This is a genomic window from Caballeronia sp. LjRoot31 (genome assembly GCF_964253885.1).
GTDB lineage: Bacteria > Pseudomonadota > Gammaproteobacteria > Burkholderiales > Burkholderiaceae > Caballeronia.
Map to the genome: position 1 here is coordinate 3,699,358 of NZ_CAXURX020000001.1, position 13,778 is coordinate 3,713,135.

General features: G+C 61.0%; 8 protein-coding genes and 1 riboswitch. Of the genes, 2 read left to right on the top strand and 6 right to left on the bottom strand.

Translation table 11 applies throughout. The features are described from left to right. Position 1: 1 nt before the first annotated feature. Genes thiE through ACSQ8V_RS16500 form a run of 4 tightly spaced genes read right to left on the bottom strand, consistent with a single transcriptional unit; the run spans position 2 to position 3,253 of the window. Positions 2–1,063: a thiamine phosphate synthase gene (thiE, locus tag ACSQ8V_RS16485; RefSeq protein ID WP_436206672.1), complete on the bottom strand. Its 1,062-nt coding sequence runs from the start codon at positions 1,061–1,063 to the stop codon at positions 2–4. Between the two features lie 2 nt (positions 1,064–1,065). Further along, positions 1,066–1,878 (bottom strand): thiazole synthase, encoded by an 813-nt coding sequence (locus tag ACSQ8V_RS16490; protein ID WP_158934218.1) that lies wholly within the window; start codon positions 1,876–1,878, stop codon positions 1,066–1,068. A 23-nt stretch (positions 1,879–1,901) separates the two neighbouring features. Further along, positions 1,902–2,099: a sulfur carrier protein ThiS gene (gene thiS, locus ACSQ8V_RS16495; RefSeq protein WP_436182833.1), complete on the bottom strand. Its 198-nt coding sequence runs from the start codon at positions 2,097–2,099 to the stop codon at positions 1,902–1,904. Between the two features lie 8 nt (positions 2,100–2,107). Further along, on the bottom strand, positions 2,108–3,253 hold the full coding sequence (locus tag ACSQ8V_RS16500) for an FAD-dependent oxidoreductase (RefSeq protein ID WP_436206673.1): 1,146 nt from the start codon (positions 3,251–3,253) through the stop codon (positions 2,108–2,110). A 237-nt stretch (positions 3,254–3,490) separates the two neighbouring features. Continuing rightward, a riboswitch (TPP riboswitch) is annotated at positions 3,491–3,621 on the bottom strand. Between the two features lie 372 nt (positions 3,622–3,993). On the opposite strand from ACSQ8V_RS16500, the gene ACSQ8V_RS16505 reads away from it, so the two are divergent. Both ACSQ8V_RS16505 and ACSQ8V_RS16510 read left to right on the top strand, forming a co-directional pair. After that, positions 3,994–5,745, top strand: coding sequence for an ABC transporter ATP-binding protein/permease (locus ACSQ8V_RS16505; RefSeq protein WP_213767143.1), 1,752 nt, complete (start codon positions 3,994–3,996; stop codon positions 5,743–5,745). 153 nt (positions 5,746–5,898) lie between these two features. Beyond that, a complete protein-coding gene (locus ACSQ8V_RS16510; protein ID WP_436206374.1) occupies positions 5,899–7,152 on the top strand; it encodes an MFS transporter in 1,254 nt (417 codons plus the stop codon). Positions 7,153–7,299: 147 nt separating this feature from the next. Here the strand turns inward: ACSQ8V_RS16510 and ACSQ8V_RS16515 are convergent, their stop codons facing one another. After that, complete coding sequence (locus ACSQ8V_RS16515) at positions 7,300–8,766, bottom strand: glutamate synthase subunit beta (protein ID WP_436206375.1); 1,467 nt, start codon at positions 8,764–8,766, stop codon at positions 7,300–7,302. A gap of 89 nt (positions 8,767–8,855) precedes the next feature. Continuing rightward, on the bottom strand, positions 8,856–13,559 hold the full coding sequence (locus tag ACSQ8V_RS16520) for a glutamate synthase-related protein (protein WP_436206376.1): 4,704 nt from the start codon (positions 13,557–13,559) through the stop codon (positions 8,856–8,858). Positions 13,560–13,778 lie beyond the last annotated feature (219 nt).

Below are 13,778 nucleotides of genomic sequence, written 5' to 3' on the forward strand. Positions count from 1 at the left end.
ATTATCGCCCGAATTCCTGTTGCAGCGCAGAAATGGCGGCACCCAGATCCGGCGCCTCTGTAACGGCCCGCACGACTGCTGCACTTCCCACGCCGGTTGAAATAATTTGTCGCAAAACCGGGCCGTTGATGCCGCCAATTGCAACGAGCGGCACGATGCCGTCGAGCAAGCGCACATAACGTGTCAAACGCGACAAACCTTGTGGCGCCGTTGGCATGATTTTCGTCGTGGTCGGGAACACCGCGCCGAGCGCGAGGTAGCTCGGCTTGAAATGCAGCGCCTTCAGCATTTCATAGTAGCCATGGGTCGACAGGCCCAAGCGCAAGCCCGCTTCGGCAATCGCGTTCAGGTCGGCAGTCTCCACGTCTTCCTGCCCGAGATGCACGCCGTACGCACCGGCCTTGATGGCTTCCTGCCAATGATCATTGATAAAAAGCTGCGCCTCGTGCTTCGCGCCCGCCGCCACCGACCGTTCGATTTCCTGCTTCAAATCGCCGGAATCGGTGGTTTTGCGGCGTAATTGCGCCGTTCGGACGCCTTGATCGAGAACCCGTTCGACCCATTCCGCGCTCGGCAGGACGGGATATAAGCCAAGCCTCTCCGGGCAATGGGGGAAAGGCTTTGAAGGGGCCGCCGGCAATTTCCCGACCTTCGGGAACGTGGAAAAATCGACGGGCCACGCGTCGAGTTCGTCCAGATTGGCCGGGCGCCACGCAAGCGCCAGCACAAGCGCGTCGTGCGGCTCGAAACCGCAATCAAGGAATGCGGCCAGCGCCGCCGGCCAATCATCCGACCATTCGCCCTCCAGCGTGTACTCGACGTTATCCAGATGCAGCGTCGCCCTCCCCGCTTCTACCTCCAGACGCCCAACTCCCTTCGGCAACGGCTCAACGCCGCCATCCACGATCAAATCACCCGAGCGCGGATGATCCGGCTCGCTCAAGCAGATTCGCCATGTCTTCGATCCCGCCGGCCACTCGCCCAGCCGCCGCCGGATTCGCTCGGCGGCTTCCAGCAATTCATCCGCCGGGGGCCAAAATACTTCCTTATCCAGCAATGCCATACTCATGCAGCACTCCCGTCTTGATGCCAGAACGGCATGCCGACCACCGGCGTGCTCGCTTGTGCGCTATCACGCTCGGCCATCGGCCCGGCGAGATAGGCCATTCGCCCCGCCTCGACGCCCAGCGCAAACGCACGCGCCATCTGCGGCGGAAACGTCGCCTGTGAGACAGCCGTGTTCAGCAACACGCCGTCGAAACCCCACTCCATCACCTGGCACGCATGCGACGGCACGCCAAGACCGGCATCGACGATAAGCGGCACATCCGGCAGCCGCTCACGCAGCGTGCGCAATCCGTAGGGATTTGTCACCCCTTTCCCCGTTCCGATAGGCGCGCCCCACGGCATCAACGCCTCGCAACCGACATCGAGCAGACGCCGGCCGATCACCAGATCCTCGGTGCAATACGGCAGCACCTTGAACCCCTCACGGATCAGTATTTCAGCGGCTTCCACGAGGCCGATCGGATCGGGCTGCAGCGTGTAGTCGTCACCGATCAGTTCGAGCTTCAGCCACGGGGTATCGAAGAGTTCACGCGCCATGCGCGCCGTGGTCAGCACTTCGTCCACGGTCTGGCAGCCGGCCGTGTTGGGCAGCAACGCGACGCCGTGACGCTTGAGGACATCGAAGAAACCGGCCTCGCCCGTGTTCGACTGGCGCCGCAACGCGACGGTGACCATGCCGGGACGGGCGGCATCGATAGAATCCGACAGCGATTGCAGCGACGGATAGCGCGACGTCCCCAGCAGCACCCGGCTCGGGAACGACGTGCCGTAGAGCGTGAGGGTATCGGCTGTGGTGATGGTTGAAGTCATGGTTCGATTCCCTTTGGTTACCCTCAGCCGCCGGCGACCGGCGAGACGATATCGAGTTTGTCGCCAGCCGTAAGCGCCTTCGATGCATGTTCGCCACGCGCCACGAATTGCCCGTTCAGCGCCACGGCGAACGGCGGTTTTGCGCCGAAGGCCGCGAGGGCGTCGGTGACGGTGGCTGCGTCGGGCATGGAAAAAGGCTGCTGATTGATGTGAATGTTCATGATGAAAGTCAAAGCACGGGCGCCGCGTGTTCGCAGCGCAGCAAGGCGGACCAGCGGGCTTGGCGGCGCCAGTCGTCGAAGGAATCCGGATTGGTGATCGCACCGCCAAGCAGCGCTTCGGCGAGGGCGCGGGCGGAGTCGGCGACTTCGGGCGCGATCATGTAACCGTGTCGATACAACCCGTTCACCCGCAAGGTTCGTGCGCCGTCCCAGACAATTGCCGGACGATGGTCGGGCAAGGTCGGCCGACATTGCGAATTGAGTTCGAGAATGCGCGCCTCGCCGAAACCCGGATGCACCGCGAACGCCGCGCTCAGGAGTTCGAGCGCGGAGCGTACGGTCATCGGCGACATGTCTTCGCCTTCCACTTCGGTCGCACCGATCACGTAAAGGTCGTCCTGTTTCGGCGCGATATAAAGCGGATAACGCGGATGCAGCAAGCGCACCGGCCGCGTCAGGCCGATACCCGGCGCATGCACACGGGCTACTTCGCCACGAATGCCCCTTAACGCCGGCCATGCCGGTTTGCCGCCGAGCCCCCGGCAATCGATCACGAAATGCGCGTCCGGCGGGGTATCGGTATCGATCGTCGTATTCCAGTGAAGATCGACGTTACGTTCGGCCAGCCCCGCAGCCAGCGCAGTCAGCACTTGCCGGTTGTCGAGCTGGCCTTCGTTCGGCAGCAGCCAGCCTTGCGGAAAACGCGTGCCGAGCGACGGTTCCGCCGCCGCGACTTGCGCGCCGGAGAGCTTGACGAAGCCGTTCTGGAAAAGCTCCGAAGGCGCATTCGCGCGCAAACGGCGCTCGAACAGCGGCGCTTCGGCGCGGTCGCCGGCATGCCAGACGACCAGCGTGCCATTGCGCTGGAAAAACACCGGTTCCGGCATTTCAGCGATAAAACCCGGCCAGCGCTCAAGCGATGCCGCACCGAGTTCAGTAATCAGCAATTCAGCGCTGGCGGCCTCGGCGAGCGGCGCGAGCATCGCCGCCGCGACCCATGCGGCCGATTGCGTGCCGGCGGCGTCGCCGCGATCGTATAGCGCCACACGGTGCCCCGCGCCCGCCAGCAGCCAGGCGACCAGCCGCCCGCACAAGCCACCGCCAACGACGGCAAAGTCGTCTCGCCCGGACGCACGGGAATGCGTGGAGTGCATAGTGGAATGGGAATGCACAACGGTGTTCACGATGACGATGCCTCCTCAGCAGACGCTGCAGAACGCACGGAGCACACAGCACGGAAATCGAGATCGGGAGGAACGCCCGTTTCGAACCCTGGTTGCACGCGCGGCGCACAAAACATAATTCAGGGACGAAACCACGGCGAGAAAGCGGCTCGGGAGCGCATAACCTGCGGCTCCTGTGCCAGCCAATACTGGAAGAAACTGGAAACGCGGCGGTTTCCGGAAACTTCCCTCGCCGGTATTACCCGGATCGGGTGCAAAGGGACTCTCTCAGCCTCGCCGCGCGTTTCTCCGTTATTTCAAGGAGGCAGACGCGTGCCGAAGCACCCCTGTTTCGTCATCGATCATTAAAACATAAAAGCGAAACGACCCGCAAACCGGGAAAAGCCGGGGACCCGGCGCGGACAAGACCGGACAGCCTTCCCTTTCGTTCGCGGTACGCGCACTCTGGCACAATGCCGCGAACGCCGATTCGTCTTGGTTGGCCGGCAGCATACGCGTACGGCAAGCGCCTCGCTGCTGCATTGCATCAGCGGGCGGTCGCCAGCCGGGCGAGGATTAAGGAAGAATTAAGCCACGCCCGAAACAATGCTCCGGCACGCGCCGTCTTTAATGGCCTCTTACGATCATTGAGACGGAGCAGGACCCTCCGCATCGATACGATACCGCCAAGTTACAACCTGCCGCCGAGCCGGCACGTCTTCAGGAAGCTCATGACCACCACACCTCCCGGCAACACAGAACAAAACGCCGACAAAGTGTCGGCGTGGAGTCTTATCAAGCCTTACTGGGTATCGGAAGAACGCGGCATTGCATGGCTTTTGCTGATCGCGATCATCGCGATCAACATGACGGTTGTGTACATCAATGTCCGCCTGAACACCTGGAGCGCGGACTTCTATAACACGCTGCAGGCCAAGCGGGTCGCCGAGTTTCCACGCTTGCTGCTGATCTTCGCGGGCCTCGCGTTCGCGTACATCCTGCTCGCCGTGTATGGCCGGTATCTGCGCCAGATGCTCGGCTTCCGGTGGCGCCAATGGCTCACGCACCGGTACCTCGAACAATGGCTCGGCGATAAAGCCTTCTACCGTATAGAACGCGATCGTCTCGCCGATAACCCCGACCAGCGGATCAGCGACGACCTGCAGTCTTTCGCCACGACCACGCTGTCTTTGTCGCTGGATCTGTTGTCCACGCTCGTCACGCTCGTCACCTTCATCACGATCCTGTGGACGCTGGCTGGCGCGCTGAGTTTCTCGTTGTTCGGCACGCCGATCACTATTCCGGGCTACATGGTCTGGGCCGCCGCGCTGTACGCAGTGCTCGGCTCGCTGCTAATCCAGCGTTTCGGCCACCCGCTGGTATCGATTAATTACCAGGCGCAGAAAGTGGAAGCCAACTTCCGTTTCGGCCTGATCCGCATTCGTGAGAACGCCGAGCAAATCGCGTTTTACGACGGCATCGCGACGGAAAACACCAACGCCCGGACCATCTTCGAAACGATCCGCCAGAATTACTGGCAGATCATGAAGTACACGCGGCGGATGACCTTCGTGCTGTCCTTCTACGGCCAGATCGCGATTATTTTCCCGATCATGGTCGCCGCTCCCCGCTACTTCGCAGGCGCATTCACGTTCGGCGTGCTGATGCAGATCAGTTCGGCGTTCGGCACAGTCAGCGACTCGTTTTCCTGGTTCATCAATAGTTACTCGACCCTGGTCGAATGGCGCGCCACCGTGAACCGGTTGCGCGAATTCAAGCGCGTGATGCGCTCGACGCACATCAAGGAAGCGATTTCGCCGGCGACTGCCCACGGTGGCATCAACCTGCATTACACGGATACAAAAGCGCTGACCACGACGGGGCTGAAGCTCTCGTTGCCAAACGGTACGCCGCTCGCGAACGTCGCGGATGTGATCGTGAAGCCGGGCTCGCGCTGGCTGGTGCAAGGCCCGTCCGGTTCGGGCAAGAGTACGTTGATGCGCGCGCTGGCCGGCCTGTGGCCGTTCGGTGACGGCACGATCGACGCCCCGGTCGACGCCAAGCTGATGTTCATTCCGCAGCAAAGCTACTTGCCGATAGGCACGTTGAAGGCGGCGCTGAGTTATCCGTCGACTGCGGAAGCCTTCTCAGATGAAGCCTGCCGCGAAGCCTTGCGCGCCTGCAACCTGAACGCGTACGGCACGCGTCTGGAGGAGTCGGGGCATTGGGCCAAGATGATGTCGCCGGGTGAACAACAGCGGCTCGCGGCGGCCCGCGTGTTGCTGCAAAAACCCGACTTCATGTTCCTCGATGAAGCCACCAGTGCGCTCGACGCCGAGAACGAGATGTTGATCTATACGGCGATCATCGACGCGTTGCCGAACGCCGCGATCGTCAGCGTCGCGCATCGTGAGTCGGTGAGTGGCTTCCATGAGAGCCGGATCGAGATCGAGCGCGCGGGGGCTGAAAGCCTGGTTGTGTAAGAGCGAAGCGCTTGTTCGATGCCCGGTGACCCCGGGCATCGAACGCCGAGTGAATCGCTACCGGGCAGGTTCTTTTTGACTTGCTTTTCCCGTTGAACGACGCACCGTAGAATGTCCCGGCGCCTGCATCGCAGGCTTTGAACGGGAGACCGGATGCGAGCGTTCGAGTGGTTCACCGAGTTGACGACGCGCGAGCGCCGCACGCTTTACGCAGGTTTCGGCGGTTACGCCGTCGATGCCTTCGACTTCATGATCTACTCGTTCCTCATTCCCACGCTGATTGCCACGTGGGGCATGACGAAGAGCGAAGCCGGGATGATCGCGACGAGCTCGCTGATTTCATCGGCTATTGGCGGCTGGCTCGCCGGCATTCTCTCCGACCGATACGGACGCGTCCGCGTATTGCAGTGGACGATCGGCACGTTTGCGTTCTTCACGTTTCTTTCCGGCTTCACGCATTCATTCGGACAGTTGCTGGCCACGCGCACGCTGCAAGGCGTGGGCTTCGGCGGCGAATGGTCCGTGGTCACCGTGATGATGGCCGAGACCATTCGTTCGCCGCAGCATCGGGCGAAAGCCGTGGGGACTGTGCAGAGCAGCTGGTCATTCGGCTGGGGTGCGGCGGCCATCCTCTACTGGGCGTTCTTCGCGTTGCTGCCCGAAGATAACGCGTGGCGCGCGTGCTTCTGGATCGGTATCTTGCCGGCGCTGTGGATCCTCTACATTCGCCGCAACGTCAGCGACCCGGACATCTATCTCGCTACACGCCGCGCTCGCGATACCGGCACTGAAACCGCTACGTTCTCCGATATCTTCAAAGGCTCGCACCTCAAGACCACGATACTGGGCAGCGCGTTGTGTACCGGCATGCTCGGCGGTTATTACGCCATCACCACGTGGCTGCCGACCTATCTCAAGACCGAGCGCCATTTGTCCGTGTTCAATACGAGCGGTTATCTCGTAGTGCTGATTATCGGCTCGTTTTTGGGTTATGTATTCGGGGCTATTCTCTGCGACAAGATTGGGCGGCGTGCATCGTTCGTACTGTTTGCTATCGGCTCGTTTCTGCTAGGGATGATCTACACGATGATCCCCATCACCGACCACACGATGCTGCTGCTCGGCTTTCCGCTCGGCATTGTCGTACAGGGGATTTTTGCGGGCGTGGGCGCGTATTTATCGGAGCTGTACCCGAATGCGATACGCGGCTCGGGACAAGGGTTTTGTTATAACCTCGGGCGCGGGCTCGGCTCGTTTTTCCCGATTCTTGTCGGCGTGCTTTCACAGGGAATGTCGCTGGTCAAAGCGATGGGCGTGGTGGCAGGGACGGGGTATTTGTTGGTGATTGTTGCGGCGTTGTTGTTGCCGGAAACGCGGGGGAAGGCGCTTGGTGCGGTGACGGGGTGAGTTTCTTGAGGATAAAAACGAGGCCGTTTTAACTTGCGTTAAAACGGCCTGCTTATGTGCCATGCGCCGCCTTTCGGCAGATGGTCTACTGAAACCGGGCTCAAACCCCGAACCCGGTTTTTCAACGAACATCCCACGAGAAAAATCTTATCGCGGCAACTCGCTAGACCCCATCAAAAACGCATCGACCGACCGCGCGCACTGCCGTCCTTCACGAATCGCCCACACAACCAGCGACTGACCGCGCCGCATATCGCCGGCGGTGAACACCTTCGGCACCGACGTAAAGTATGCCTTCTCCCCTTCGGTCGAAGCCTTCACATTCCCGCGCGCGTCCTTATCCACGCCAAACGCCTCAAGCACCGGCGACGTGGGTTGCGTAAATCCCATCGCGAGCAGCACCAGATCGGCTTTCATTTCGAACTCCGAGTCCGCCACTTCCTGCATCTTCCCGTCCTTCCATTCCACGCGCACCGCGATCAGCTTTTCAACCTTGCCGTTCTTGCCTTCGAAGCGCTTGGTCGCCACAGACCAATCACGCTCGCAACCTTCCTCATGCGACGACGACGTGCGCAACTTGATCGGCCAGTACGGCCACACCAGCGGCTTGTTCTCGACTTCAGGCGGCTGCGAAAGCAACTCGAACTGCGTCACGCTTTTCGCGCCATGCCGATTCGATGTCCCGACGCAATCCGAACCCGTATCGCCGCCACCGATCACCACAACGTGCTTGCCCTTGGCAATCAACTGATCGACGACTGAGTCACCCGCATTGACCCTGTTCTGCAGCGGCAGGAATTCCATCGCGTAATGGATGCCCTGCATTTCACGCCCAGGCACCGGCAAATCGCGCGGCGTTTCCGAGCCGCCTGCAATGACAACAGCATCGAATTGCTCACGCAACTCATCGGGCGAAATGGTTTCACGCGATGAATTCGCGATATGCCCCGGCAACGGATCCTTACCGATAAAAACATTCGTCCGGAACGCGACGCCTTCGGCTTCCATCTGCCGCATGCGGCGATCGATCAGCCACTTTTCGAGCTTGAAATCGGGGATGCCATACCGCAGCAATCCACCAATCCGATCGTTCTTCTCGAACACCGTCACGTCATGCCCCGCACGCGCCAGTTGCTGCGCAGCGGCCAATCCGGCGGGACCCGATCCGACCACCGCAACCTTCTTGCCAGTCTTGTGCTTGGACGGCAAGGGTGCGACCCAGCCTTCGGCCCAGGCTTTATCGATGATCGCGTGTTCGATCGACTTGATGCCGACCGGATCATCGTTGATACCGAGCGTGCAAGCCGTCTCACACGGCGCCGGACAAATGCGCCCGGTGAACTCCGGGAAGTTGTTCGTCGAATGCAGCACTTCAATGGCCGTCTTCCAGTTCTGCTGGAACACCAGGTCGTTGAAGTCCGGAATGATGTTGTTCACCGGACAGCCGTTGTTGCAGAACGGAATGCCGCAATCCATGCAGCGCGCGCCCTGGATCTTCGCGTTCTCGTCCGACAGCGCGTGAACGAATTCCTTGTAATGCTTGACGCGTGCGAGCGGCGCTTCGTACGTCTCATGCTGGCGCTCGAACTCGAGAAAACCGGTTGCCTTGCCCATGTGGTTCTCTTTCTCTGTATTGGGGGTTGATCCACCCTTCGGCGTCTAACGCCGAAGGGCCGTACTAGTCATCGGAAACGGAAGGAAGCTCAGGCCGCGATCGCGTCTTTTGCTTTTTTTGCGCCCATCTCGCCGAGCGCTCGCTTGTATTCCGTCGGGAACACCTTCACGAATTGACGGCGCGACGCATCCCAGTTCTCGAGCAGCGCTTTCGCACGCGTCGAACCGGTGGACTGGAAGTGCCGCTCGATCAGGTCCTTGAGCAACGCTTCGTCGGTCTTGCCGGCGTGCCACAAAGCCCGGTCCACCGTACGTTCCTGTTCTGCCTGCTGCAAGACAGGATCAAGCGCGACCATCGCCTTGTTGCACTTGCCGCTGAACGTGCCGTCGGCATCGAAGACGAACGCCACGCCGCCCGACATGCCCGCCGCGAAGTTGCGCCCGGTTTCGCCGAGCACGACCACCGTGCCGCCAGTCATGTATTCGCAACCGTGGTCGCCCGTGCCTTCCACAACTGCGGTCGCACCCGAGTTACGCACGGCGAAACGCTCGCCCGCTACGCCCCGGAAATACGCATCGCCTTCAATCGCGCCGTACAACACCGTGTTGCCGCAGATGATGTTTTCCTCCGACTTGCCCCGGAAGTCGTTAGTCGGGCGAATGATGATGCGTCCGCCCGACAGACCCTTGCCGACGTAGTCGTTGCCATCGCCGACGAGATCCAGCGTGATGCCCTTCGCCAGGAATGCACCGAAACTCTGGCCCGCCGTGCCCTTCAACTGGATATGAATCGAGTCGTCGGGCAGGCCGTCGTGACCGTACTTCCGTGCGATCAAACCGGACAACATCGCGCCCACCGTGCGGTTCACGTTGCGCACCGGCTGGATAAACGACACGTGCTCGCCCTTCTCGATCGCCGCCTTCGACTTCTCGATCAGCACATGATCGAGCGCCTTCTCAAGCCCATGATCCTGCGTCTCGACGTGCTTCGTCGCGATGCTGCCGTCGTTCGGCACTTGATAAAACACCTTCGAGAAATCCAGGCCCTTAGCCTTCCAGTGCTCGACGCCCTTCTTCGTATCGAGCAATTCGGCGTGGCCGATGAGGTCATCGAACTTGCGGATACCCAGTTGCGCCATGATTTCGCGCACTTCTTCCGCGATAAAGAAGAAGAAGTTCACCACATGTTCCGGCTGCCCCGTGAACTTGGCGCGCAGCACGGGATCTTGCGTCGCGACGCCGACCGGGCACGTGTTCAGGTGACACTTGCGCATCATGATGCAGCCCTGCACGACGAGCGGCGCGGTCGCGAAACCGAACTCATCGGCGCCGAGCAGCGCACCGATCACCACGTCGCGGCCGGTCTTCATCTGGCCATCGGCCTGCACGCGGATACGGCCGCGAAGGCGGTTAAGCACCAGCGTTTGCTGCGTTTCGGCCAAACCGAGTTCCCACGGCGTACCGGCATGCTTCAGCGATGACAACGGCGAAGCGCCCGTGCCGCCATCGTGACCGGCGATCACGACGTGATCGGCCTTCGCTTTCGCAACGCCCGCGGCAACGGTTCCCACACCCACTTCCGAGACCAGCTTCACCGAGACGCTCGACGACGAGTTCACGTTCTTCAGGTCGTGAATAAGCTGCGCCAGGTCTTCGATCGAATAAATATCGTGGTGCGGCGGCGGCGAAATCAGGCCCACGCCCGGCACCGAGTACCGCAACTTGCCGATGTAATCGCTGACCTTATGACCCGGCAGCTGACCACCTTCGCCCGGCTTCGCGCCCTGCGCCATCTTGATCTGGATCTGATCCGCCGACGACAGGTACTCCGCCGTCACGCCGAAGCGTCCGGACGCCACTTGCTTGATCTTCGAGCGCAGCGAATCGCCGTCTTTCAACGGGATATCGGTGACGACTTCATCGCCAATCACGGAGCGCATCGTGTCGCCGTTCTTGATCGGAATGCCGCGAAGTTCGTTGCGATACCGGTTCGCGTCTTCACCGCCCTCACCCGTGTTCGACTTCCCGCCGATACGGTTCATGGCCACAGCCAGCGTGGCGTGCGCTTCGGTGCTGATCGAACCCAGCGACATGGCGCCGGTCGCGAAACGCTTGACGATTTCCTTCGCCGGTTCCACTTCGTCCAAAGGAATCGCCTTCGCCGGATCGACCTTGAACTCGAACAAACCACGGAACGTCATGTGACGCTTGGTCTGGTCGTTGATCAGGTGCGCGTATTCCTTGTACGTCTGGTACGAGTTGCTGCGCGTGGAATGCTGCAGCTTGGCGATAGCGTCAGGCGTCCACATGTGCTCTTCACCACGCACGCGATACGCGTATTCACCGCCCGCATCGAGCATGGTCGCGAGCACGGGGTTCTCGCCAAACGCCTCACGATGCAGGCGAATCGCTTCCTCAGCCACTTCGAAAATGCCGATCCCGCCGACCTTCGACGCCGTGCCCTTGAAGTACTTCTCCACGAGTTCGCTGGAGAGCCCGACCGCTTCGAAAATCTGCGCGCCGGTGTACGACATGTACGTGGAAATGCCCATCTTCGACATGACCTTGTACAAGCCCTTGCCCACGGCCTTCGTGTAGTTGTAGATGGCTTTATCGGCGGAAAGATCGCCCTTCAGGCCTTCGGCCATTTGTGCGAGCGTTTCCAGCGCGAGGTACGGATGCACGGCTTCCGCGCCGTACGCGGCGAGCAGCGCGAAGTGATGCGTCTCGCGCGCCGAGCCCGTTTCCACGACCAGACCCGTGCTCGTGCGCAGACCGTGCTGCACGAGATGCGTATGGATGGCAGACGTAGCGAGCAACGCCGGAATAGCCAGGTTGTCTCGGTCCATCTTGCGATCGGAGACGATCAGCATGTTGTAGCCGGACTTGACCGCATCCACCGCTTCCGCGCACAGCGAAGCCAGGCGCGCTTCCACGCCTTCGTTGCCCCACACCACCGGATAGCAGATGCTCAGTTCATACGAGCTGAACTTGCCGCCGGTGTATTTATCGATGGCGCGAATCTTCGCGATGTCCTTGAAGTCGAGCACGGGCTGCGAGACTTCGAGACGCATCGTGGGGTTAATGTTGGTCGTGTCTAGCAGGTTCGGCTTCGGGCCGACGAACGACACCAGCGACATCACCATGTTCTCGCGAATCGGGTCGATCGGCGGGTTCGTGACTTGCGCGAAGAGCTGCTTGAAGTAGTGATACAGCGTCTTGTTCTTGTTCGACATCACCGCCAGCGGCGAGTCATTGCCCATGGAGCCAACGGCTTCTTCGCCCAACTGCGCCATGGGCGCCATCAGGAACTTGACGTCTTCCTGCGTGTAGCCGAACGCCTGCTGACGATCCAGCAAAGCGGCTGCTTCACGACGCTGTGTATCGACTTCTTCCGCCTTCGGCTCGATCTCGTCGAGCTTGATGCGCACGGCGTCGATCCAGCTCTTGTACGGCTTGCCGTTCGCGAGGTTGTCCTTGAGTTCCTTGTCGTCGATGATCCGGCCTTGCTCCATGTCGATCAGGAACATCTTGCCCGGCTGCAGACGCCACTTCTTCACGATCTTCGATTCCGGCACCGGCAACACGCCCGATTCCGATGCGAGGATCACGAGGTCGTCGTCGGTGATGACATAGCGCGCCGGACGCAGGCCGTTGCGGTCGAGCGTGGCGCCAATCTGGCGGCCGTCCGTGAACGCGATTGCGGCGGGGCCATCCCACGGCTCCATCATGGCAGCGTGATATTCGTAGAACGCGCGGCGGTTGTCGTCCATCAGCGTGTGCTGTTCCCAGGCTTCGGGAATCATCATCATCATTGCGTGGACGAGCGGATAACCCGCCATGACCAGGAGTTCAAGGCAGTTATCGAACGATGCCGTGTCCGACTGGCCCGGGTAGATCAGCGGCCAGAGCTTCGGCAGGTCGTCGCCCAGCACGTAGCTGGCGATCGCGCCGGTACGCGCGTTCAGCCAGTTGACGTTGCCCTTCACGGTGTTGATTTCACCGTTGTGCGCAATCATCCGGTACGGGTGCGCGAGTTCCCACGCAGGGAACGTGTTGGTGGAGAAGCGCTGGTGCACGAGCGCGAGTGCCGACACGGTACGTTCGTCCTGCAGGTCGCGGTAATACACGCCAACCTGACCGGCCAGCAGCAGGCCCTTATAGACGACCGTACGCGCCGACATGGACGGCACGAAGTATTCCTTGCCGTGCTTGAGCTTGAGCGCCTGGATCCGATGGCTGGCGGTCTTGCGGATCACGTACAGCTTCCGCTCGAGCGCATCGGTCACGACAATGTCCTTGCCCCGGCCGATAAAAATCTGCCGGATCAGCGGCTCGCTGGCCTTCACGGTGGGCGAAATGGGCATGGTTGCGTCCACCGGCACATCGCGCCAGCCCAGCACGATCTGACCTTCGGCCTTCACCGTGCGCTCCAGCTCCTGCTCGCACGCGAGACGCGATGCGTTTTCCTTCGGCAAGAAGATCATGCCGACGCCGTACTCGCCTTCCGGCGGCAGCGTCACACCCTGCTTCGCCATTTCCTCGCGATAAAACCCGTCCGGGATCTGGATCAGGATGCCCGCGCCGTCGCCCATCAGCTTGTCCGCGCCGACAGCGCCGCGATGGTCGAGGTTTTCGAGAATCTTCAGACCCTGCTGGATGATTTCGTGGCGCTTCTTGCCCTTGATGTGCGCAACGAAGCCGACGCCACAGGAGTCGTGTTCGTTTTCGGGGTCGTACATGCCCTGCGCGGCGGGAGCGGAACCGAGAGTCGGCGGCAGTTGATCGTTCATGGGTCACCGTGTTCTGTGGGGGGCCGCGGGCGGCCGTTGAACATGTTCTTGCTTTGGGCTTACGTGCATTGCTTACGTGCGTTGCTCGCGCCTCCGGCAGGCCAAGACCCTGAACCTGGGCGAAAAACGCGAAGCCGGTCGTGCAAACAGACGCGATGCGTCCTGAACTGCCGGAAAACGAAATATACGCGATGAATCAAAAACTTGGCAACCAAAACG